Here is a 21,716-nt window from a genome sequence, read left to right as displayed (position 1 = left end):
GATCTCTCCGGGCGGCGGCCCTTTCACGTGCTCAGGTCAGGCGCTCACGCGCCGAGCAGCTTGCGCACCCGCTCGGCGCCCACCGCGAGCAGCAGCGTGGGCAGGCGGGGGCCGGTCTCGCGGCTGACGAGGAGCTTGTAGAGCAGGGCGAAGAAGGCGCGCTGGGCGAGCTTCAGCTCCGGGGTCGGCTTGGCCTCGGGGTCGAGTCCGGCCATGACCTTCGGGACGCCGTAGACGAGGGTGGTGAGTCCGTCGAGCGACCAGTGGGTGTCGAGGCCCTCCAGGAGGAGGCGGAGCGATTCGCGGCCCTCGTCGTCCAGGGAGCCGAGGAGCTCGGTGTCGGGCTCCTCGCGGACGATGGTGCGCTGGTCGGCCGGGACCTGGTTGGTGATCCAGTTCTCGGCGCGGTCGAGGCGCGGGCGGACCTCGTCGAGGGAGGTGACGGGGTTCTCGGGGTCGAGTTCGGTGAGGATCCGCAGGGTCTGCTCGTCGTGGCCGGCGGTGATGTCCATGACGGAGGCGAGGGTGCGGTACGGGAGCGGGCGCGGGGTGCGCGGCAGCTCGCCGGCGGCCGTGCGGGTGGCCCGGGAGTGGGCGGCGGCGTCGGCGGGCAGGACGGAGCCGTCGGCGACCTTGGCCTCCAGCTTGTCCCACTCGTCGTAGAGCCGCTGGATCTCCTGGTCGAAGGCGATCTTGAAGGACTGGTTGGGCCTGCGGCGGGCGTAGAGCCAGCGCAGGATCTGGGGCTCCATGATCTTCAGGGCGTCGGCCGCGGTGGGCACGCCGCCCTTGGAGGAGGACATCTTGGCCATGCCGCTGATGCCGACGAAGGCGTACATGGGGCCGATGGGCTGGACGCCGTCGAAGATGCGGACGATCTGGCCGCCGACCTGGAAGGACGAGCCGGGCGAGGAGTGGTCGACACCGGAGGGCTCGAAGATGACGCCCTCGTAGGCCCAGCGCATGGGCCAGTCGACCTTCCAGACCAGCTTGCCGCGGTTGAACTCGCTGAGCTTGACGGTCTCGGTGAAGCCGCAGCTCGTGCAGGTGTAGGCGAGCTCGGTGGTGTCGTCGTCGTACGAGGTGACGGTGGTGAGGTCCTTCTCGCACCGCCCGCAGTAGGGCTTGTACGGGAAGTAGCCGGAGGCGCCGCCGGAGCCGTCGTCCTCGGCGGCGGCGCCGGAGCCCTCCTCGGCCTCCAGCTCGGCCTCGTCGAGGGGCTTCTGGGACTGCTTCTTCGGGGCCTTCTTCGTCCGGTACTGGTCGAGGATGGCGTCGATGTCGCCGCGGTGCTTCATCGCGTGCAGGATCTGCTCGCGGTAGGTGCCGGCGGTGTACTGCTCGGTCTGGCTGATCGGGTCGTACTCGACGCCCAGCTCGGCGAGGGATTCGACCATGGCGGCCTTGAAGTGCTCGGCCCAGTTGGGGTGGGGCGAGCCGGCCGGGGCCGGGACGGAGGTCAGCGGCTTGCCGATGTGCTCGGCCCAGGAGGCGTCGATGCCCTCGATGCCGCCCGGCACCTTGCGGTAGCGGTCGTAGTCGTCCCAGGAGATGAGGTGCCGGACCTCGTACCCGCGGCGGCGGATCTCGTCGGCGACCAGGTGCGGGGTCATGACCTCGCGGAGGTTGCCGAGGTGGATCGGGCCGGACGGGGAGAGGCCGGAGGCGACGACGACCGGTTTGCCAGGCGCACGTCGCTCCGACTCGGCGATGACCTCGTCCGCGAAACGGGAGACCCAGTCGGTCTCGGTGCTGCTCTGAGCCACGGTCGTACGTCCTTCTTTCTTGAAGCCTCAAAGCCTTACAGCTCTACGTCTGTCATTGTCCCAGACGGAACGACGCGCTCGGAGGTTGTCCACAGCGTGGGGTTGTCCACAGGCGGAGAAAACACGTTGCTCTCCCATGGGACACTTGACAAGCGAAATAGACCACTGGACTCCTCTGGACCCTCCACTGGACTCCTCACAACGGAACGGAAGCTCATGGCCTCGGTCCCTTCCCTCGCTTCGACCGTGCAGCAGCGCCTCGCGGACGGCCTCTCGGCGGCTCTGCCGGACGCCGCGTCCGCCGACCCGCTGCTGCGACGAAGCGACCGGGCCGATTTCCAGGCCAACGGCATCCTGGCGCTGGCCAAGCAGCTGAAGGGCAACCCGCGCGAGCTGGCGACGAAGGTCGTCGAGGCGATCCCGGCGAATGACGTCCTGAAGGAGATCGAGGTCTCGGGCCCCGGCTTCCTGAACATCACGGTGACGGACGCGGCGATCATCGACACCCTCGCGGCCCGTGCGGCGGACGCGCGTCTCGGCGTGCCGTTCAACGAGTCGGCGGGCACGACGGTCATCGACTACGCCCAGCCGAACGTGGCCAAGGAGATGCACGTCGGCCACCTGCGGTCCGCCGTGATCGGCGCGGCGATGGTCGAGATCCTGGAGTTCACCGGCGAGACGGTGGTCCGGCGCCACCACATCGGCGACTGGGGCACCCAGTTCGGCATGCTCATCCAGTACCTGATCGAGCACCCGCACGAGCTGGACCACTCGTCGGAGGCCGAGGTCTCCGGTGAGGAGGCCATGTCGAACCTGAACCGGCTGTACAAGGCCTCGCGCGCCCTGTTCGACTCGGACGAGGAGTTCAAGACGCGGGCCCGCGCGCGCGTGGTGGACCTGCAGGCGGGTGACGAGGAGACCCTGGCTCTGTGGCAGCGGTTCGTCGACGAGTCGAAGATCTACTTCTACTCGGTCTTCGACAAGCTGGACATGGACATCCGGGACGGTGACGTCGTCGGCGAGTCCGGGTACAACGACATGCTGGTGGAGACCTGCCGCCTCCTGGAGGAGTCGGGCGTCGCGGTCCGCTCCGAGGGCGCGCTGTGCGTGTTCTTCGACGACGTGAAGGGCCCGGACGGCAACCCGACGCCGCTGATCGTGCAGAAGTCCGACGGCGGCTTCGGCTACGCGGCGACGGACCTGTCGGCGATCCGGGACCGGGTGCAGAACCTGAAGGCGACCTCCCTGCTGTACGTGGTGGACGCCCGTCAGTCGCTGCACTTCAAGATGGTCTTCGAGACGGCCCGCCGGGCCGGCTGGCTGAACGACGAGGTGAAGGCCGTCCAGCTGGCCTTCGGCACGGTCCTGGGCAAGGACGGCAAGCCGTTCAAGACCCGTGAGGGCGAGACGGTCCGGCTGGTGGATCTGCTGGACGAGGCGGTGGACCGGGCCTCGGCCGTGGTCCGCGAGAAGGCCCAGGACCTCACGGAGGCGGAGATCGCCGAGCGTGGTGCGCAGGTGGGCATCGGCGCGGTGAAGTACGCCGACCTGTCGACGTCCGCGGCGCGTGACTACAAGTTCGACCTGGACCAGATGGTCTCGCTGAACGGCGACACCTCGGTGTACCTGCAGTACGCGTACGCCCGTATCCAGTCGATCCTGCGGAAGGCGGGCGACGCGAAGCCGGCCGCGCACCGGGAGCTGTCCCTCGCGGCCTCGGAGCGGGCGCTGGGTCTGCACCTGGACGGTTTCGGCGAGCTGATCGCCGAGGCGGCCGCGGAGTACGCGCCGCACAAGCTGGCGGCGTACCTGTACCAGCTGGCCTCGCACTACACGACGTTCTACTCGGAGTGCCCGGTCCTGAAGGCGGACACCGCGGAGCAGGTCGAGAACCGCCTCTTCCTCTGTGACCTGACGGCCCGCACGCTCCACCAGGGCATGGCCCTTTTGGGCATCCGGACGCCCGAGCGCCTCTGACGCGCCTGGTACGAAGCCCCCGGTACGGGAATGACCGCACCGGGGGCTTCGTCGTCAGCGGATCTCGTGCGAGGTCCGGCCGGAGACCTCGTCGATCTCCTTGTGGGCCTTCTGGAGGAGCTGTGAGGCGAGGTCCATGAGGGCGCGTGCGCCGGCGATCTCCTCGCCCACCCGCAGCTGGTCCGGGTCGGAAGGGTGCCGGTTCGCGGTGCCATGGGCCCGGAACTCGGTGCCGTCGCCGAGCCGGACCATGGCTGCGGCCCGTGTCCGGTCACCTTCTTCCTGGAACTCCATCTCCACGTGCCATCCGACAAGCGTGTGCATCATGAGGACCACCTCCACCGAGGTACCTGTCGGCTACCACTCCAGGGTGCGCTGCCCGGTGCCGCCCCACCACTCGCCCCGTCGTCAGTGGCTCGCCCTGCCTTGCCCCGGACCGTGGAGGAGGCGGTGGCGGCGGAGCACTTCGCGTTCTGCCCGGACGACGTCACGCAGGGGGAGCACGACACCCTGCGCGAGTACGCCCGGGAGGCGCTGTCGGACAGCCCGGCGTGGAGCTTCTGGTGGGGCTACCGGTCCCCGGCTGACAGCCTCCGGGCGGCCTCGGTGGCCCAGTAGGTGAGGATCATCTGGGCGCCAGCGCGGCGGATGCCGGTGAGGGTCTCCATGATCGCCTTGTCGCGGTCGATCCAGCCCTTCTCGGCGGCGGCCTCGACCATCGCGTACTCGCCGCTGATCTGGTAGGCGGCGACGGGCACGTCGACGGAGGCGGCGACCTTGGCGAGCACGTCCAGGTAGGGGCCGGCGGGCTTGACCATGACCATGTCGGCGCCCTCCTCCAGGTCGAGCGCGAGCTCGCGCATGGACTCGCGGAGGTTGGCGGGGTCCTGCTGGTAGGTCTTGCGGTCGCCCTTGAGGGAGGAGCCGACGGCCTCGCGGAAGGGCCCGTAGAAGGCGGACGAGTACTTCGCGGTGTACGCGAGGATCGACACGTCCTCCTTGCCGATGGTGTCCAGGGCGTCGCGGACGACGCCGACCTGGCCGTCCATCATCCCGGAGGGGCCGACGACGTGGACGCCGGCGTCGGCCTGGACCTGGGCCATCTCGGCGTAACGTTCCAGCGTGGCGTCGTTGTCGACGCGGCCCTCGGCGTCCAGGACGCCGCAGTGGCCGTGGTCGGTGAACTCGTCGAGGCACAGGTCCGACATGATGACGAGGTCGTCGCCGACCTCGGCCTTCACGTCACGAATGGCGACCTGGAGGATCCCGTCGGGGTCCGTGCCGGCCGTCCCGGCGCCGTCCTTCTTCGCGTCCTCGGGCACGCCGAAGAGCATGATTCCGGAGACCCCGGCCTCCAGCGCCTCCACGGCGGCCTTCCGCAGGGTGTCCCGGGTGTGCTGCACGACCCCGGGCATGGCCCGGATCGGCACGGGCTGGGTGATCCCCTCGCGCACGAACGCGGGCAGGATCAGGTCGGCGGGATGCAGCCGCGTCTCGGCCACCATCCGGCGCATCGCAGGCGTCGTCCGCAGCCGCCGCGGCCGCGCCCCGGGAAAGGATCCGTACGAGTTCATGAATCCGAGGCTACGCCCGCGCGCCCCGTGCCCTTACAGACACGTTGTGGGCATACCCGCGCCCGCGCCCGTGTGGCAGTCGTCCCGCCGGGGCGACGGGGGCGCAGTCCGGGGGAGGAACGACCGCCCGCAACGGGCGGGGTGCGGGCCCGTGAACCGGACCCGCACCCCGTGAAACCGCTACGCCTGAGACCGCTACGTCGTCCGACGCCTCCGCGCCCCCGGCCTCCGCTCCGACGGCCGCGTCACCGGGTCCCCCGCCTCCAGCGCGGACTCCCGGCGCCGGAGGCCGAAGTCCGCGAGGGCTTCGGCGAGCTTGTGGACGGACGGCTCGGGCGAGAGCACGTCGACCCGCAGCCCGTGCTCCTCGGCCGTCTTGGCCGTCGCGGGCCCGATGCACGCGATCACGGTCACGTTGTGCGGCTTGCCGGCGATGCCGACGAGGTTGCGCACGGTCGAGGAGGACGTGAAGAGCACGGCGTCGAAGCCGCCGCCCTTGATCGCCTCCCGCGTGTCCGCCGGCGGCGGCGAGGCCCGGACGGTCCGGTAGGCGGTGACGTCGTCGACCTCCCACCCGAGCTCGATGAGCCCCGCGACCAGCGTCTCGGTCGCGATGTCGGCGCGCGGCAGGAAGACGCGGTCGATCGGGTCGAAGACGGGGTCGTACGGCGGCCAGTCCTCAAGGAGACCGGCGGCCGACTGCTCCCCGCTCGGCACGAGGTCCGGCTTCACGCCGAAGTCCACCAGAGCCGCCGCGGTCTGCTCGCCCACCGCTGCGACCTTGATGCCGGCGAAGGCGCGGGCGTCGAGCCCGTACTCCTCGAACTTCTCCCGTACGGCCTTGACGGCGTTGACGGAGGTGAAGGCGATCCACTCGTACCGGCCGGTGACGAGCCCCTTGACCGCCCGCTCCATCTGCTGCGGGGTGCGCGGCGGCTCGACGGCGATCGTCGGCACCTCGTGCGGCACGGCGCCGTACGAGCGCAGCTGGTCGGAGAGCGACGCGGCCTGCTCCTTGGTGCGCGGCACGAGGACCCGCCACCCGAAGAGCGGCTTCGACTCGAACCACGACAGCTGGTCCCGCTGCGCCGGGGCGCTGCGCTCGCCGACCACGGCTATGACGGGCCGGTGTCCCTCGGGCGAGGGGAGGACCTTGCCCTGCTTGAAGACCTGGGCGATGGTCCCGAGGGTCGCGTTCCAGGTCCGCTGGCGGGTGGTCGTGCCGGCGATGGTGACGGTGAGCGGGGTGTCCGGCTTACGGCCAGCCGCCACCAGCTCTCCGGCAGCCGCGGCGACCGAGTCCAGGGAGGTGGACACGACGACGGTCCCGTCGGAGGCACCGACCTCGGCCCAGCACCGCTCGTCGGCGGTGCGGGCGTCGACGAAGCGCACGTCGGTGCCCTGCCCGTCGCGCAGCGGCACACCGGCGTACGCGGGCACGCCGACGGCCGTGGCGACGCCGGGCACGACCTCGAAGGGGATGCCCTCGGCGGCGCAGGCGAGCATCTCGGCGCCCGCGTTCCCGTCGAGGCCGGGGTCGCCGGTCACCGCACGGACGACCCGCCTGCCGCCCCGCGCGGCCTCCATGACAAGATTGGCGGCGTCCCTCAACACGGGGACACCGGCGGTTGTTGACGCCTCGTCAACGACCGTCAGCTCAGGCGTGCTCACCCCCGCGCGCGCATGGCCGCGAACGACCTCGAGCACCTCCGGCTCGGCGATCAGGACATCCGCTCCGGCGAGGGCCTCCACGGCCCTGAGGGTCAGGAGGCCGGGGTCACCGGGGCCTGCGCCGAGGAATGTGACGTGTCCATGGCCCGCGAAGGCCGGGGACAGCGGGCTGGTGGTCGGGCTGGTGGGGTTCAAAGTGCTCGCTCCCCCATAAGACCGGCCGCACCCTTGGCGAGCATCTCGTCCGCGAGTTCGCGTCCGAGCGCCAGGGCCTCGTCGTGCGAGGTGGGTACGGGTCCGGTGGTGGACAGCTGCACCAGCGTCGAGCCGTCGGTGGTGCCGACGACGCCGCGCAGGCGCATTTCGGTGACAACCTGCCCGTGACCGGGGTCGTCGGCCAGCAGGTCGGCCAGCGCACCCACGGGTGCGGAGCAGCCGGCCTCCAGGGCGGCGAGCAGGGATCGCTCGGCGGTCACGGCGGCCCGCGTGTGCGGGTCGTCGAGCGGCGCGAGCGCGGCGACGAGTTCGGTGTTCGACGCCAGGCATTCGACTGCCAGGGCCCCCTGGCCGGGGGCGGGCAGGACGGTGTCGACGGCCAGCGGCTCGGCGGTCAGGCCGTCGAGGAGTTCGTCGGTTCCGCCGATGCGGTTGAGTCCGGCCGCGGCCAGGACGACCGCGTCCAGTTCGCCCTTGCGGACGTAGCCGACGCGGGTGTCGACGTTGCCGCGGATGGGGACGCAGGTGATGTCCAGCCCGTGGCCCCGCGCGTAGGCGTGGAGCTGTGCCATCCGCCGCGGGGAGCCGGTGCCGACCCGGGCGCCCGCGGGCAGCCGGTCCAGCGTCAGGCCCTCGCGGGCGATCAGCACGTCGCGCGGGTCCTCGCGGCGGGGGATCGCGGCCAGCACCAGGTCGGGGTGCTGGGTGGTCGGCAGGTCCTTCAGGGAGTGCACGGCGAAGTCCACCTCGTCGGCGAGCAGCGCGTCGCGCAGGGCGGCGACGAAGACGCCGGTGCCGCCGATCTGCGCGAGGTGCTCCCGGGAGGTGTCCCCGTACGTCGTGATCTCCACGAGCTCGACGGGCCGGCCGGTCAGCTGCCGGACGGCGTCGGCCACGTGCCCGGACTGGGCCATGGCGAGCTTGCTGCGCCTGGTCCCGAGCCTCAGTGCCCTCTCGGTCATACTCGCCCTCGGTTCTTGACGTCGGCGTCATTCAGGTCGGCCCGGCTGACAGAAGCCACCGTCTCCGGGTCGAGGTCGAAGAGTGTCCGCAGCGCGTCCGCGTACCCGGCGCCGCCGGGCTCGCTGGCCAGCTGCTTGACCCGCACGGTCGGCGCGTGCAGGAGCTTGTCGACGACGCGGCGCACGGTCTGGGTGATCTCGGCGCGCTGCTTGTCGTCGAGGCCGGGGAGGCGGCCTTCCAGACGGGCGACCTCGTTGGCCACCACGTCGGCGGCCATGGTGCGCAGGGCGACCACGGTCGGGGTGATGTGGGCGGCGCGCTGGGCGGCGCCGAAGGCGGCGACCTCGTCGGAGACGATGCCGCGCACCTGGTCGACGTCGGCGGCCATGGGCGCGTCCGCGGAGGCCTCGGCGAGCGACTCGATGTCGACGAGCCGGACGCCGGGGACGCGGTGGGCGGCGGCGTCGATGTCGCGGGGCATGGCGAGGTCGAGCAGGAAGAGCGGAGCCGTGCGTTCCCGCGCCGCGTCCTCGACGGCCTCGCCGGTGAGGACGAGTCCAGTGGCGCCGGTGCAGGAGACGACGACGTCGGCACGTGTCAGTTCGTCGCCGACGGCAACCATCTCGACCGCGTGTGCGGCGACCCCCGTGCTTCCGGGCTCGGTCAGGATCTGTGCGAGGCGCTCGGCGCGGGCCAGGGTGCGGTTGGCGATGACGATCTCGGAGACGCCGGAGCGCGCGAGCGTCGCGGCGGCGAGCGAGGACATCGAGCCGGCGCCGATGACGAGGGCCTTCTTGCCCTCGGCCCAGGTCTCGACGGCGGTGTCCTGGGCGAGCTGCTCCAGGCCGAAGGTGACGAGCGACTGCCCGGCCCGGTCGATCCCGGTCTCGCTGTGGGCGCGCTTGCCGACCCTCAGGGCCTGCTGGAACAGGTCGTTGAGGAGCCGGCCGGCGGTGTGGAGGTCCTGGCCGAGGGCGAGGGCGTCCTTGATCTGGCCGAGGATCTGGCCCTCGCCGACGACCATGGAGTCGAGCCCGCAGGCCACCGAGAAGAGGTGGTGGACGGCCCGGTCCTCGTAGTGCACATAGAGATAAGGAGTGAGCTCGTCCAGGCCGACGCCGCTGTGCTGCGCGAGGAGCGTGGACAGCTCGGCGACACCGGCGTGGAACTTGTCCACGTCGGCGTAGAGCTCGATGCGGTTGCAGGTGGCCAGGACGGCGCCCTCGGTGGCCGGTTCGGCGGCGAGGGTGTCCTGGAGCAGCTTGATCCGGGTGTCCGCCGACAGCGAGGCCCGCTCCAGGATGGAGACGGGGGCGCTGCGGTGGCTCAGCCCGACGACGAGGAGGCTCATGCCGGCATCACCGCGGGGACGTCCCCGTCGGGTCCCTTGCGGCCGGTGTCGCCCGTGGCGCCGCGGGGGGCCGGCGGCGCGACGGCCGCGGCGGCCTCGGCGCCCGCATCGGGGCCCTCCTCGGCGCTCGTGTCCTCGCCGGCCTTGCGCTGCTCGTGGAAGGCGAGGATCTGCAGCTCGATGGAGAGGTCGACCTTGCGCACGTCCACGCCGTCGGGCACGGAGAGCACGGTCGGGGCGAAGTTCAGGATGGAGGTGACTCCGGCGGCCACGAGCCGGTCGCAGACCTGCTGGGCGACGCCGGCCGGGGTCGCGATGACGCCGATGGAGACGCCGTCCTCGCTGATGATCTTCTCGAGGTCGTCGCTGTGCTGGACGGGGATCCCGGCGACCGGCTTGCCGGTCATGGCGGGGTCGGCGTCGATGAGCGCGGCGACGCGGAAGCCTCGGGAGGCGAAGCCCCCGTAGCCGGCGAGGGCGGCGCCGAGGTTACCGATGCCGACGATCACGACGGGCCAGTCCTGGGTCAGGCCGAGCTCGCGGGAGATCTGGTAGACGAGGTACTCGACGTCGTAGCCGACACCGCGGGTGCCGTACGAGCCGAGGTAGCTGAAGTCCTTGCGCAGCTTCGCGGAGTTGACCCCCGCCGCCGCCGCGAGCTCTTCGGAGGAGACCGTGGGTACGGAACGCTCCGAGAGCGCGGTCAGTGCGCGCAGATACAGCGGAAGCCGGGCGACGGTGGCCTCGGGAATTCCTCGGCTACGGGTCGCCGGTCGGTGAGTTCGGCCAGTTGCCACGGTGCTCCTGCGGGATGAGCGGGGCTGCAGGCGGCCATATGTCCCAAGACCGCCCCGTCGAATGCAGGCTATGTCTTTGTGAACGCGTGCACAAAGATGGTGTCCGTTTTGTCCGCCCAAAGTGACCGGGGTCACGCGGCCGGTTCGTATCGTCGCGGAACCGTGGAGCGCGTCAGAGCGTTGAGATCCCGAAGGGGGCAAAGCCGCACACTCTCCTCACGATGCCGCCCCCGAAACCCAACAAAACGTCCACGATGGTAACCGCCTTCCGGTCACGCACCCAGTTCGCGCCGGAGCCGTCCGGCGTCCACGCGCCAGAAGGTGTGCTGCTCGCCGTCGATCAGGACGACGGGGATCTGCTCCCAGTACGCCCGGTGGAGCTCCTCGTCCCGGGTGATGTCCTTCTCCTCCCAGGAGGCTCCGGTCTCCGCGCAGACGGCCTCGATCACCGCGCGGGCGTCGTCGCACAGATGACATCCCGGCTTGCCGATCAGGGTCACCACGCGCGAGGCGGCGTCCTTCCCCGACCCGGCGTCCTTCTTCTTCGCACGTCCGAACATGACGTCCATTCTGCGGGGCCCGCGGGCCCCGGTAACACGGTCGGCGCCGACTGTTCACGCCATGGCATCCTCACAAGCCGGGAAGCACCGAACAGACTGGCTATGCTCAACGGCATGGCCGCTCTGGGATGGCTCACCCCCCGTAGGCGCTCCGCCACCGCGCGCAGCGTCCTGGCAGGCGAGGCCGCCGCCGAGGCGGCGCGCAAGTCCTCGCTCCAGCTGGAACAGGAGCGCGAGGAGGCCGCCGCCGAAACCGCGGCCGCCGAGCCCGAGTTCCCGGTCGTCGGCGATGTCCGCGCCGCGGCCTTCTTCGACCTCGACAACACCGTGATGCAGGGCGCCGCGATCTTCCACTTCGGCCGCGGCCTGTACAAGCGGAAGTTCTTCCAGCGCCGCGAACTCGCGCGCTTCGCCTGGCAGCAGGCCTGGTTCCGGCTCGCCGGCGTCGAGGACCCCGAGCACATGCAGGACGCCCGCGACAGCGCCCTGTCCATCGTCAAGGGCCACCGCGTCTCCGAACTGATGTCGATCGGCGAGGAGATCTACGACGAGTACATGGCCGACCGCATCTGGCCCGGCACCCGCTCCCTCGCCCAGGCGCACCTGGACGCGGGCCAGAAGGTCTGGCTGGTGACGGCCGCCCCGGTCGAGACGGCCACGATCATCGCCCGTCGGCTCGGCCTGACCGGCGCGCTGGGCACGGTCGCCGAGTCGATCGACGGCGTCTACACGGGCAAGCTGGTCGGCGAGCCCCTGCACGGACCGGCCAAGGCCGAGGCGGTACGGGCTCTCGCCGCGGCCGAGGGCCTCGATCTGGGCCGCTGCGCCGCGTACAGCGACTCGCACAACGACATCCCGATGCTGTCACTGGTGGGGCACCCGTACGCGATCAACCCGGACGCCAAGCTCCGCAAGCACGCGAAGGACCGCGACTGGCGGCTGCGCGACTACCGGACCGGCCGGAAGGCCGCGAAGGTCGGCATCCCCGCCGCCGCGGGCCTGGGCGCGCTGGCCGGCGGCACCGCCGCCGCGGTCGCCCTGCACCGCCGCCGCCACTGACGCTCCCGCGAGACCGCGCTCCCGGCGCGCCCGGCCGAACTGCCGATACGTTTCGGCTGCGATCATCTGCGACAACCCCGGACCAGGGGCACTCACCCGTCCGTGGTCGAACAGCACCGCACAGGTCGACTCCCGGGCATTCCCGCCCCCTTACCCCGCAGCGGCCCCGTTCACTCACGCGTCCCGGACTTGAGCACAACGCATCGCCCGCGCAGTCACACTCGAAAGCAAACCGATCAACAAACGGTCACGAACTGTGGCTTGATGCGACTACAAGCAGTAACAGATACGACGGAACCGGTGATTTGAGCAACTGGGTGTAGCGCTGCCTGTACGAAGCGTTATTCTCCTCAGACGCACAAAGGACCCCTCACGTCGCCACGACGGGTGAACGGTCCCGCACTGCACGTGATGGAAGCTCTGCCTCTGGGAGTCCCGTGTACCCACACGTCGGGGTTGACACCTCGGGCCTGGCTACGCTGCGCGCAACGGTCCTCGACCACTTGCGCGGCTTCGTCCCCACCGCGTACGCCGGCCCTGTCCCCGCCTTCGCCTTCGCCGCACCGGCACCCGCCGGACCTTGCTACGCCCTGGCCGACGGCGGCGCCGCCGTGGGCAGACGGGGCACCCGCTCCGGAACCTCGACCCCCGCCCGCCGCCCCACCGCGGACAGCGACAGCGCCCGCATGATGGACCTGGTCGAGCGCGCCCAGGCCGGCGAGGCCGAGGCCTTCGGCCGCCTGTACGACCAGTACAGCGACACGGTCTACCGCTACATCTACTACCGCGTCGGCGGGAAGGCGACGGCGGAGGACCTCACCAGCGAGACCTTCCTGCGCGCCCTGCGCCGGATCTCCACCTTCACCTGGCAGGGCCGCGACTTCGGCGCCTGGCTCGTCACCATCGCCCGGAACCTGGTCGCCGACCACTTCAAGTCCAGCCGCTTCCGCCTGGAAGTCACCACCGGCGAGATGCTCGACGCCAACGAGGTCGAGCGCAGCCCCGAGGACTCCGTCCTGGAGTCCCTGTCGAACGCCGCCCTGCTCGACGCGGTCCGCCGCCTCAACCCCCAGCAGCAGGAGTGCGTGACGCTCCGCTTCCTGCAGGGCCTCTCGGTCGCCGAGACCGCCCGCGTCATGGGCAAGAACGAGGGCGCGATCAAGACCCTCCAGTACCGGGCCGTCCGCACCCTGGCCCGCCTCCTTCCGGACGACGCCCGCTGACCGCTCCGCGCCCCCCACACGCACCCCCCTGTCCCGGTCCGCGTCCCCGCACCTCCCCCCACATCCCCACTACCCCTGCCCAACTCACAGTCGGTGACGCCTCGATGACGCACTGGTCCGATCATCTTTCGCGCGTAACCCAAGTGCCGCGCCGCTCGTTGTGCGGGATGCAGACTCCCTGTGGTCACGCCATGTCCACAGCCACTCACTCTTTCGTGTGGATGTGCTCAAGGTGTGCAACCTTCCGGACACCCCGGAGAGTCGACCGTCATGACGAGAGGAGGTGCCGCCAGTGATCGCGAACGTATCGGCGCACCGGCGGGCGAACGCCTTCGCCCAGGCCCTGGAGGACCGGGCGTCCGAGGACGCGGCGGCCGAGCAGCCCGAGGCCCCGGCGGAGCCGGCCGAACCCGCCGAACAGGGGCGGCTGTTGGCCTTGGCGAACGGCCTCGGCGAGCTGCCCAAGCCACAGCTCGACCCCGAGGTCAAGGTGGTGCAGCGAGCCCAGCTGGTCGCCGCCATGGAAGCGATGCTCATGGGAGGGAGCGCCGCCGCGGGCCCTACGGTGCCGGAGCAGCGGACATCCACCGGCAAGGGATCCCACCGGGCGTCCCCCCTGAGGAAACTGCGCCCCCGGTCCCGATGGACCAAGGGCCTCGCCGCCGGCGGCCTCACGGTCGGTGTGGCGGCCGGCGCCTTCGGCGGAGTCGCCGCCGCCAGCTCCGACGCCCTCCCCGGTGACTCGCTCTACGGACTCAAGCGGGGCATGGAGGACATCAAGCTGGGCATGGCGGACGACGACGCGGACCGCGGCGGCATCTACCTCGACCAGGCCTCCACCCGCCTCAGCGAGGCCCGCCGCCTCATGGAGCGCGGCCGCAGCGGGGAGCTCGACCACGAGTCCCTCGCCGAGATCCGCCGCGTCCTGGGCGGCATGAAGCACGACGCCTCCGAGGGCCGCCGGCTGCTCCGCGAGGCGTACGAGCGGGACGGCGAGATCGGCCCGATGGCCCGGCTCAACTCCTTCGCCCAGGCCCACCGGAGCACCTGGAACGGCCTCCGCGACCGGCTCCCCGTCCAGCTGGCGGACGTCGGCAGCGAGGTGACGGACGTCTTCGACGCCATAGACGAAGACGTCGAGCCGCTCCAGTCGGTGCTGCCCCGCACCCCCGAGAAGGGCGCGATCGGCTCCGAGGGACCGCGCAGCAGCCCCGCCGCCCCGACGGGCTCCCAGGGCACGGACAGCCACCAGCCGCCGGCCGGCCAGGAGGCGTCCCCCTCGGGCAGGCACTCCGCCTCGCCCCACCCGTCCGGGTCCAGTACGGGAGCCACCCCGAGCACGGGCAGCAGCACCGGCTCGACCGAGGACGACGGCCTCCTCGGCGGCAGCGCCGGCGGACTGCTCAAGCCCTCCCCGACGGGCACGCCGACGGCCCCCGCGGAGGACCAGGTGGCCCCGGACGTGCCGGACGTGACCCTCCCACCCCTCCTCCCGGGCCTCCTTCCGGGCCTTGGCATCGACAGCGAGGACGCTCGCTAGCAGGAAGAAGGGGCGCCCCCACGAACGGGGGCGCCCCTTCTTCCATGCCCGGGCTCAGAAGAACACCGACCGCCGCTGCACCAGCAACTTGTACAGCGTGTGCTGGATCTGCTCCCGCACCTGGTCCGTCAGGTTGAACATCAGCATCGGGTCCTCCGCCGCCTCCGGCGCGTACGAGTCCGTCTCGATCGGCTCGCCGAACTGGATCGTCCACTTCGTCGGCAGCGGCAGCGCCCCGAGCGGCCCCAGCCACGGGAAGGTCGGGGTGAGCGGGAAGTACGGGAAACCGAGCACCCGCGCCAGGGTCTTGGCGTTCCCGAGCATCGGGTATATCTCCTCCGCCCCCACGATCGAGCAGGGCACGATCGGCACCCCGGCCCGCAGCGCCGTCGAGACGAAGCCGCCCCGCCCGAACCGCTGGAGCTTGTACCGCTCCCCGAAGGGCTTCCCGATCCCCTTGAAGCCCTCCGGCATCACCCCGACGATCTCGCCGGCGCGCAGCAGCCGCTCCGCGTCCTCCGCACAGGCCAGCGTGTGCCCCGCCTTGCGGGCCAGCTCGTTGACGACGGGCAGGACGAAGACCAGGTCCGCCGCCAGCAGCCGCAGGTGCCGCCCGGCCGGATGGTGATCGTGGACGGCGACCTGCATCATCAGGCCGTCCAGCGGCAGCGTCCCGGAGTGGTTGGCGACGATCAGCGCCCCGCCCTTGGCCGGGATGTTCTCGACGCCCTTCACCTCCACCCGGAAGTACTTCTCGTACAGCGGGCGCAGCAGCGACATCAGGACCTGGTCGGTGAGCTCCTCGTCGTAGCCGAACTCGTCGACCTCGTACTCGCCGGTGACCCGCCGCCGCAGGAACGCGAGCCCGCTCGCGAGCCGCCGCTCCCAGCCGCTCCCGCCGGCCGCGGCCCGTCCCGGCCCCGCCGCGGCCTCCGGGCCGGGAGCACCGGACGCCCCGGGGGTCCTGGAAGCCTCAGAGGCCCCGGGGGCCCGTTCGGACTCCCGGGGCTGCCCGGGCTCCCCCGGGGCCTGCTGCGGCCCGGGGAGGGCCCGCACGGCCGCCGCCTCGCCCTCGGCCCTGGCGGGCCTCCTGCGGGCCCGTGAGCGGTCGTCGTCGAACGGAATGACCTTGGCGTCCGCCATCGCAGTCGGGTCTCCTCAGGCGCCGTGGTGAAGGGGGGAGGCTTCGGTGGGGTGAGCGGCCGGCGGAGCCAGCCGCGCGGCGAGCCGGTCGACCGCCCCGGCGAGCAGCTCGGGCGGCAGCAGCCCCGGCCCCCGGCTCCGCGCGAAGTCGTCGAGCGCCTCCGCCGTCGAGTAGCGCGGCGAGAAGCCGAGGACCTCGCGCGTCTGGGCCGTCGAGACGACCCTGCCGTGGGTGAGCAGCCGGATCTGCTCGGGCGCGAAGTCGGTGATGCCGACCGTGCGCAGTGCGGTGCCCACCCAGGTGACCGCGGGCAGCAGCACCGGCACCGTCGGCCGCCCGAGCCGCCGCGCGCACTGGGAGAGCAGCAGCACCCCGTCCCCGGCCACGTTGAACGTGCCGCTGTTCTGGGTCGCCCTGCGGGGCTCGTGCGCCCCCAGGCGCAGGACGTCGATCACGTCGTCCTCGTGGACGAACTGCAGCCGCGGGTCGTAGCCGAGGACGGTGGGCAGCACCGGCAGCGCCAGGTACTCGGCGAGCGGGGAGTCGATCCGGGGCCCGAGGATGTTCGCGAACCGCAGCACGCACACCGCCACGTCCGGCCGGCGCCGGGCGAAGCCCCGCACGTACCCCTCGACCTCGACGGCGTCCTTCGCGAAGCCGCCGCTCGGCAGGGACTTGGCGGGCGTCGTCTCGGTGAAGACGGCCGGGTCCCGGGGCGCGGAGCCGTAGACGCTCGTACTGGACTTGATCACAAGGCGTCGGATCCGGGGCGACTTCTGGCAGGCGCCGAGGAGCTGCATGGTGCCGATGACGTTGGTCTCCTTGACCGACGTCCGGCCGCCGCCGCCGAGCGCCGTGCCGGTGACGTCGAGGTGGACCACCGTGTCGACGTCGTGCTCGGCGAGGACTTTGGCGATCTCGGGCCGACGGATGTCCGCCCGTACGAACTCGGCGGCACCGAGCTGGTGCGCGGGGTCGACCGCGTCCACGGCGATCACCCGCTCCACTTCCGGGTCCCGCTGGATCCGCCGCACGAAGCGGCCGCCCAGATGCCGGGCGGCACCGGTGACGAGCACGACCTTGCCCAAGATCAGCGCCTTCCGTCCGTCTTCCGTTGGACGCCACCGTAGCGCCTGGAGATTTCCACGGGATAAAAGCGTGGCCCTCCACCGCGAACGGTGAAGGGCCACGCCTGACGCGAAACGCTGCGAAGCAGCTGTCGCCTTACTTCTTGTTGCGACGCTGAACGCGCGTGCGCTTAAGCAGCTTGCGGTGCTTCTTCTTCGCCATCCGCTTACGCCGCTTCTTGATAACAGAGCCCACGACTACCCTCGCTCACTTCTCGGAACATCCCCGCCTCCCGGCGGGAATCGGTGCGGGGCGTCTGGGCCCACACGACCTACGTCGGCCTAGCCTACCGTCCCGAGCACCGCGCAAGTAATCCGAGGGCCGGACTCTGCTCACCGACTGTTCGGCCGCGCGCTCGCTACGCGGTCCCCACCCCCACGAAGGACTCCCTCAGGTACTCGTGAACGGCCTGTTCCGGCACCCGGAAGGACCTGCCCACCCGGATCGCCGGCAGATGACCGCTGTGCACCAAGCGGTACACGGTCATCTTCGACACGCGCATCACCGAGGCGACTTCCGCCACGGTCAGAAACTTGACCTCGTTGAGAGGTCGATCGCCAGCAGCCATGACCCACCTGTACCTTCCGCCGCGACGCCCACCGGCTTCCCCTCCGGTGACTCTTCGTCGCCGAGCGCTCACTCTCCAGACTAGGGGCGGGTGGTACGAGTGGGGAAGAGGAGCTGCCATCGACCGTTTACCGTGACAGACACGCTCGATTGAGTACATAGCGCGTCAGCGGGAGGTACGAGGCGGAGCGCACGCCGTCATCAAGCGGAACGACCACCGACACCTGCCCCTCGGCCTCCCCGACGAACAGCGCCGGATCATCCGTATCGGCGAGACCGATGGCCTCGATACCCAGCTGACCTGCCCCGCAGACCCATCCGTGGTCCCCCACCACGAGCTCCGGCAGCGGCCCGCCGCTCTCGGCCGCGCTCTCCAGAGCGGCCCTAACCGGCAGCGGCGAGTGGGAATGCGCCCCCGGCACACGCCCGTCCACGGGCGGCCCGGGTTCCCGTACCAGCGCGACCCCGCGTACGTAGTCGAGGAGGTACGTGCGTACGCCGAACCGGGTCGTTATGTCGACACATCGCCCCTGCGCCGGTGTGAGGACAAGACATCCCGCCGCCGACAAAGCGTCTGCGAGAGCGACGTAGAAACCGAGCAGACGGTGCGGATGCCCCGTCCCGAGGAGCACCGGGACCCGCCGCGCGGCCGCCACGCCCAAGCGCGCGGCGAAGGCGTCGAGCCCCCGCACCGTACGCTCCGGATCGATGGCGTCCGGCCCCGCCCGGTGCAGCGGATCCCCCGACACCCCGCACTTGTCGGCCATCAACCGCAGCAGATTGGCCTCGTCCCACCCCCAGTCGGGGTCGAGCCCGAGCAGCACCCGCGGATCACGCGCGGCGAAGAGCCGATAGCTCCGCAGGTTCTCCTCCCGCGAGGTCGCCACCGTGCCGGCCAACCCCGACGCCAACAGATGCGCCCGCAGCGCCCCGGTACTCAACACCCGTCCGATGCTGCCGGAACACCACGGCCCGGGGCTCCGATCCTCCCGGACACCCCACCGTCGGCGTAACACCCAGGAGAACGTTCTAGGCCGCCTAGGCGAGCAGCCCCCGCAGCGGGAAGGCCGCCCTCCGCGTCGCCAGCACCGCCTGGTCGAGCCGGTCCGCCGGGTCGTACCCCTCGGCCCAGTCCCGGAAGCCCACCGGCCACCGCCCGTCCGTCATCCGCAGCGGCCCCGGCTGCCGGGTCCGCGCGTACGCCTCGTCCCGCCAGGACGCCGGGATCGCCGACTCCGGATCCACCGGAGCGTGCGCCGCGATCCCCACCAGATGCGTCCACGACCGCGGTACGACGTCCACCACCGCGTACCCGCCGCCGCCCAGCGCCAGCCAGCGCCCCTCCGCGTGCGCGTGCGCGAGCTCGTGACAGGCCTCCTGCACCGCCCGCTGCGCGTCCAGCGACACCGCCAGGTGCGCCAGCGGATCCTCGAAGTGCGTGTCCGCCCCGTGCTGCGTCACGAGCACCTGCGGCCGGAAGTCCGCGAGCAGCTCCGGCACGACCGCGTGGAAGGCCCGCAGCCACCCCGCGTCCCCCGTCCCGGCCGGCAGCGCCACGTTCACGGCCCCGCCCTCACCGGCCCCCGCCGCACCCGTCTCCTCCGGCCAGCCCGTCTGCGGGAACAGCGTCCGCGGATGCTCGTGCAGCGAGACCGTCAGGACCCGCGGATCGTCCCAGAACGCCGCCTGCACCCCGTCCCCGTGGTGCACGTCCACGTCCACGTAGGCGACCCGCTCGGCGCCCAGCTCAAGGAGCCGGGCGATGGCCAGCGAGGCGTCGTTGTAGATGCAGAACCCCGAAGCGGACCCCGGCATCGCGTGGTGCAACCCGCCCGCGAAGTTCACCGCGTGCGCGGCCTCCCCGCGCCAGACCGCCTCCGCCGCCCCCACCGACTGCCCGGCGATCAGCGCCGACACCTCGTGCATCCCGGCGAACGCCGGATCGTCGACCGTGCCGAGCCCGTACGCCTGGTCGGCACGGCGCGGGTCCGCCGACGCCGCCCGCACCGCCGCCACGTAGTCCTCGCGGTGCACGAGCCGCAGCGTCGAGTCCCCGGCCGGCTTCGCCGCCACCACGTCCACCGCCCGGTCGAGCCCGTAGGCCCGCACCAGCGACATCGTCAGCGCGAGCCGTACCGGATCCATCGGATGCTCGGACCCGAAGTCGTACTGCGTGACAGCTTCATCCCACATCAACAGTGCGCGGCCGCTCATGCCCGCCACCGTATCGGGCCTCTCGCGAACCGAACGACGTGGCGTACACCACCGTCACCAGGACCAGCACCATCGGCACCGCCATGGCCCCGCGATAGCTCCACGCGTCCCCGAGCGCCCCCACCAGAGGGGACCCGACGAGGAAACCGACGTAGTTGAAGACGTTGAGCCGCGCGACCGCCGCGTCACTGGCTCCCGGGAACAGCCTCCCCGCCGCGGCGAAGGTCTGCGGCACGATGACGCTCAGCCCGAGCCCGAGCACCGTGAACGCGGCGATGCCCACCCAGGCGCCCGGAGCCACCGCGACCAGCGCGAACCCGAGACCCGCGAGCACCGCCCCCGCCCGGACGACCGCCACGGCCCCGAGCCGCCGCACCCCGAAGTCCCCGACCGCCCGCCCGAGCAGCGTCGTCACCATGTACGCGTTGTACGGCACCGTCGCCAGCTCCTCGGAGCTGCCGAGCACGTCCTGGAGGTACTTGGCGCTCCAGTTGGAGACGGTCGAGTCCCCGATGTACGCGAAGGTCATCACGAGACAGAGCGGCAGCAGCACCTTGAAGACGACACCGCTCCCCTTGCCCTCCCCCGCCTCATCCGGCACGGGCCCCTCGCCGGCCACGTACCACCGGCTGCCGACGAACGCGACGGGCAGCAGCACGGCCACCACCGGCAGGTAGGACGCGAACAACGACAGGTGCCAGTGCGCCCCCACCCAGGCCAGCGAAGCCCCCGCGATCCCGCCGAGGCTGTACGCGGCGTGGAAGCCGAGCATGATGCTCCGGCCGTACGCCCGCTGGAGGCTCACCCCCAGCATGTTCATGGACGCGTCGAGCGCACCGACCGCGATCCCGAAGAGCCCCAGCGCGACCGCCGCGTGCCAGAGCTCGGAGCCCAGCCCCACGGCGAGGAGGGCCAGCAGCACGAAGGGCTGCGCCCACCGGAGGACCACCGCGGGGCCCACCCGGGCGACGACCTTCTCGGTCGCCACGCTCGCCACCCCGGCCAGGATCGGCACGGCGGCGAGGAAGGCCGGCAACAGGCCGTCCGAGATCCCGTACTGGTCCTGGATCGCCGGTATTCGGGTCACGAGCAGGGCGAAGGTGACCCCCTGCACGAAGAAACTGACCGCCAGGGATCCCCGCCCACGCCGCAACCGCGCATCTGTCATGGCGGCACAGCGTACGGCCGGAACCTACCGCTGGGTAGATGGATCACGTCCCCAAAATCGCGGGAAGCTCGTCCATCCTCCGGAAGAAGCCCTTGGCCCCCGTGAGCTTCTCCTCGGGCGTCATCGCGGTGAACCCGTACACGTCCATCCCGGCGGCCAGAGCGGCCCGCACACCGGGCCCGCTGTCCTCGACGACCACGCACCGCTCGGGAGCGACCCCCATCCGCTCGGCGGCGTGCAGGAACAGGTCGGGCCAGGGCTTGCCCCGGCCGACGTCCTCGGCACTGAAGATCGTCTCGTCCCGGAACCAGGCGTCGAGCCCGGTCTTCCGGTGACCGACCCGGATCCGCTCATGGCTCCCGGAGGAGGCCACACAGTACGGAACGCCGGCGGCGACCAGCCCCTTGAGCACGTCGGCGGCCCCGACCACGGCCTCCAACTCGGCCTGGAAAGCGGCGAAGACCCGCGTGTGGAACGTCTCGTCGAAGTCCGCCGGCAGCCGCTGCCCGCTCCGCTCCTCGACCAGCTCGTGGATGCGGTGCATGGCGGACCCCATGTAGTCCCGCACCGACTCCTCGTACGTCGTGGGGTGCCCGAGCTCCGTCAGGTAGCCGGCCAGCAGCGTGTTGGAGATCGGCTCGCTGTCCACGAGCACACCGTCGTTGTCGAAGATGACCAAGTCGTATCGCATGACCACAGCCTAGAACGCAAAAATGCCTCAACCCCCGGACCAGGTCCGGGGGTTGAGGCTAAAAATTGTTCGGCGGTGTCCTACTCTCCCACAGGGTCCCCCCTGCA

At 71.4% G+C, this 21,716-nt stretch carries 21 protein-coding genes; 5 read left to right on the top strand and 16 right to left on the bottom strand.

What is annotated here, in order from left to right; all coding sequences use genetic code 11:
* Positions 1 to 44: 44 nt before the first annotated feature.
* Positions 45 to 1,766 (bottom strand): lysine--tRNA ligase, encoded by a 1,722-nt coding sequence (gene lysS / locus ABZ318_RS16335; protein WP_356903119.1) that lies wholly within the window; start codon positions 1,764 to 1,766, stop codon positions 45 to 47.
* Positions 1,767 to 1,982: 216 nt separating this feature from the next.
* Here lysS and argS point away from each other — a divergent pair, with 216 nt between their 5' ends.
* Entirely contained in the window at positions 1,983 to 3,743 is a 1,761-nt protein-coding gene (argS, locus tag ABZ318_RS16330; RefSeq protein WP_356903118.1) for an arginine--tRNA ligase, read from the top strand.
* A gap of 54 nt (positions 3,744 to 3,797) precedes the next feature.
* Here the strand turns inward: argS and ABZ318_RS16325 are convergent, their stop codons facing one another.
* A complete protein-coding gene (locus ABZ318_RS16325) occupies positions 3,798 to 4,067 on the bottom strand; it encodes a DUF1876 domain-containing protein (RefSeq protein WP_093878787.1) in 270 nt (89 codons plus the stop codon).
* 102 nt (positions 4,068 to 4,169) lie between these two features.
* Here ABZ318_RS16325 and ABZ318_RS16320 point away from each other — a divergent pair, with 102 nt between their 5' ends.
* On the top strand, positions 4,170 to 4,361 hold the full coding sequence (locus ABZ318_RS16320; RefSeq protein ID WP_356903117.1) for a DUF4253 domain-containing protein: 192 nt from the start codon (positions 4,170 to 4,172) through the stop codon (positions 4,359 to 4,361).
* Here the strand turns inward: ABZ318_RS16320 and hemB are convergent.
* From hemB to ABZ318_RS16290, 6 genes are all read right to left on the bottom strand, one after another.
* Positions 4,313 to 5,317, bottom strand: a complete 1,005-nt coding sequence (gene hemB / locus ABZ318_RS16315) for a porphobilinogen synthase (RefSeq protein ID WP_356903116.1) — start codon at positions 5,315 to 5,317, stop codon at positions 4,313 to 4,315. The genes ABZ318_RS16320 and hemB overlap by 49 nt on opposite strands.
* 195 nt (positions 5,318 to 5,512) lie before the next feature.
* Positions 5,513 to 7,183, bottom strand: a complete 1,671-nt coding sequence (locus ABZ318_RS16310) for a uroporphyrinogen-III synthase (protein ID WP_356903115.1) — start codon at positions 7,181 to 7,183, stop codon at positions 5,513 to 5,515.
* Positions 7,180 to 8,166 carry a hydroxymethylbilane synthase gene (hemC, locus tag ABZ318_RS16305; RefSeq protein WP_356903114.1) on the bottom strand — a complete coding sequence of 329 codons (987 nt, stop codon included), beginning with the start codon at positions 8,164 to 8,166 and terminating at the stop codon, positions 7,180 to 7,182. Before hemC ends, ABZ318_RS16310 begins: the two co-directional genes overlap by 4 nt.
* Entirely contained in the window at positions 8,163 to 9,518 is a 1,356-nt protein-coding gene (locus ABZ318_RS16300) for a glutamyl-tRNA reductase (protein WP_356903113.1), read from the bottom strand. The genes hemC and ABZ318_RS16300 overlap by 4 nt, the downstream gene beginning before the upstream one ends.
* A complete protein-coding gene (locus ABZ318_RS16295) occupies positions 9,515 to 10,315 on the bottom strand; it encodes a redox-sensing transcriptional repressor Rex (protein WP_356903112.1) in 801 nt (266 codons plus the stop codon). The genes ABZ318_RS16300 and ABZ318_RS16295 overlap by 4 nt, the downstream gene beginning before the upstream one ends.
* A gap of 272 nt (positions 10,316 to 10,587) precedes the next feature.
* Entirely contained in the window at positions 10,588 to 10,875 is a 288-nt protein-coding gene (locus ABZ318_RS16290) for a glutaredoxin family protein (protein WP_107058271.1), read from the bottom strand.
* A 114-nt stretch (positions 10,876 to 10,989) separates the two neighbouring features.
* On the opposite strand from ABZ318_RS16290, the gene ABZ318_RS16285 reads away from it, so the two are divergent.
* The 3 genes from ABZ318_RS16285 to ABZ318_RS16275 all read left to right on the top strand — a co-directional run bounded on the left by ABZ318_RS16285 (position 10,990) and on the right by ABZ318_RS16275 (position 14,697).
* Entirely contained in the window at positions 10,990 to 11,934 is a 945-nt protein-coding gene (locus tag ABZ318_RS16285) for an HAD-IB family hydrolase (protein ID WP_356903111.1), read from the top strand.
* A gap of 437 nt (positions 11,935 to 12,371) precedes the next feature.
* Complete coding sequence (locus tag ABZ318_RS16280) at positions 12,372 to 13,157, top strand: ECF subfamily RNA polymerase sigma factor, BldN family (RefSeq protein WP_093875499.1); 786 nt, start codon at positions 12,372 to 12,374, stop codon at positions 13,155 to 13,157.
* Positions 13,158 to 13,449: 292 nt separating this feature from the next.
* A complete protein-coding gene (locus ABZ318_RS16275) occupies positions 13,450 to 14,697 on the top strand; it encodes a DUF5667 domain-containing protein (RefSeq protein ID WP_356903110.1) in 1,248 nt (415 codons plus the stop codon).
* A 54-nt stretch (positions 14,698 to 14,751) separates the two neighbouring features.
* On the opposite strand, the gene ABZ318_RS16270 is transcribed toward ABZ318_RS16275, so the two are convergent.
* The 8 genes from ABZ318_RS16270 to ABZ318_RS16235 all read right to left on the bottom strand — a co-directional run bounded on the left by ABZ318_RS16270 (position 14,752) and on the right by ABZ318_RS16235 (position 21,609).
* Complete coding sequence (locus ABZ318_RS16270; protein ID WP_356903109.1) at positions 14,752 to 15,840, bottom strand: lysophospholipid acyltransferase family protein; 1,089 nt, start codon at positions 15,838 to 15,840, stop codon at positions 14,752 to 14,754.
* A gap of 15 nt (positions 15,841 to 15,855) precedes the next feature.
* Entirely contained in the window at positions 15,856 to 16,929 is a 1,074-nt protein-coding gene (locus ABZ318_RS16265; protein ID WP_356903108.1) for an NAD-dependent epimerase/dehydratase family protein, read from the bottom strand.
* Positions 16,930 to 17,065: 136 nt separating this feature from the next.
* A complete protein-coding gene (locus ABZ318_RS16260) occupies positions 17,066 to 17,164 on the bottom strand; it encodes an AURKAIP1/COX24 domain-containing protein (RefSeq protein WP_003948845.1) in 99 nt (32 codons plus the stop codon).
* Positions 17,165 to 17,327: 163 nt separating this feature from the next.
* Positions 17,328 to 17,537 (bottom strand): helix-turn-helix domain-containing protein, encoded by a 210-nt coding sequence (locus ABZ318_RS16255; RefSeq protein WP_030223786.1) that lies wholly within the window; start codon positions 17,535 to 17,537, stop codon positions 17,328 to 17,330.
* Positions 17,538 to 17,664: 127 nt separating this feature from the next.
* The gene (locus tag ABZ318_RS16250; protein ID WP_356903107.1) at positions 17,665 to 18,480 is read right to left on the bottom strand and encodes a phosphatase; all 816 of its coding nucleotides are present in this window, start codon (positions 18,478 to 18,480) and stop codon (positions 17,665 to 17,667) included.
* A gap of 94 nt (positions 18,481 to 18,574) precedes the next feature.
* Positions 18,575 to 19,750 (bottom strand): acetoin utilization protein AcuC, encoded by a 1,176-nt coding sequence (locus ABZ318_RS16245; protein WP_356903106.1) that lies wholly within the window; start codon positions 19,748 to 19,750, stop codon positions 18,575 to 18,577.
* Entirely contained in the window at positions 19,719 to 20,918 is a 1,200-nt protein-coding gene (locus ABZ318_RS16240) for an MFS transporter (protein ID WP_356903105.1), read from the bottom strand. Before ABZ318_RS16240 ends, ABZ318_RS16245 begins: the two co-directional genes overlap by 32 nt.
* 43 nt (positions 20,919 to 20,961) lie before the next feature.
* Positions 20,962 to 21,609: an HAD family hydrolase gene (locus ABZ318_RS16235; protein WP_356903104.1), complete on the bottom strand. Its 648-nt coding sequence runs from the start codon at positions 21,607 to 21,609 to the stop codon at positions 20,962 to 20,964.
* Positions 21,610 to 21,716 lie beyond the last annotated feature (107 nt).

Origin of the sequence: Streptomyces sp. NPDC006197, assembly GCF_040613865.1 — a bacterium.
Taxonomy (GTDB): domain Bacteria; phylum Actinomycetota; class Actinomycetes; order Streptomycetales; family Streptomycetaceae; genus Streptomyces.
The sequence above is the reverse complement of the archived record's forward strand: the minus strand, read 5'-3'. Positions and strand labels throughout refer to the sequence as shown.

Coding starts and splice junctions, on each gene's coding strand:
- ABZ318_RS16255 (WP_030223786.1), bottom strand. CDS start 17,537: ATGGCTGCTGGCGATCGACCTCTCAACGAGGTCAAGTTTCTGACCGTG.
- ABZ318_RS16290 (WP_107058271.1), bottom strand. CDS start 10,875: ATGTTCGGACGTGCGAAGAAGAAGGACGCCGGGTCGGGGAAGGACGCC.
- ABZ318_RS16235 (WP_356903104.1), bottom strand. CDS start 21,609: ATGCGATACGACTTGGTCATCTTCGACAACGACGGTGTGCTCGTGGAC.
- ABZ318_RS16245 (WP_356903106.1), bottom strand. CDS start 19,750: ATGAGCGGCCGCGCACTGTTGATGTGGGATGAAGCTGTCACGCAGTAC.
- argS (WP_356903118.1), top strand. CDS start 1,983: ATGGCCTCGGTCCCTTCCCTCGCTTCGACCGTGCAGCAGCGCCTCGCG.
- ABZ318_RS16270 (WP_356903109.1), bottom strand. CDS start 15,840: ATGGCGGACGCCAAGGTCATTCCGTTCGACGACGACCGCTCACGGGCC.
- ABZ318_RS16300 (WP_356903113.1), bottom strand. CDS start 9,518: ATGAGCCTCCTCGTCGTCGGGCTGAGCCACCGCAGCGCCCCCGTCTCC.
- ABZ318_RS16325 (WP_093878787.1), bottom strand. CDS start 4,067: ATGCACACGCTTGTCGGATGGCACGTGGAGATGGAGTTCCAGGAAGAA.
- hemC (WP_356903114.1), bottom strand. CDS start 8,166: ATGACCGAGAGGGCACTGAGGCTCGGGACCAGGCGCAGCAAGCTCGCC.
- ABZ318_RS16285 (WP_356903111.1), top strand. CDS start 10,990: ATGGCCGCTCTGGGATGGCTCACCCCCCGTAGGCGCTCCGCCACCGCG.
- hemB (WP_356903116.1), bottom strand. CDS start 5,317: ATGAACTCGTACGGATCCTTTCCCGGGGCGCGGCCGCGGCGGCTGCGG.
- ABZ318_RS16240 (WP_356903105.1), bottom strand. CDS start 20,918: ATGACAGATGCGCGGTTGCGGCGTGGGCGGGGATCCCTGGCGGTCAGT.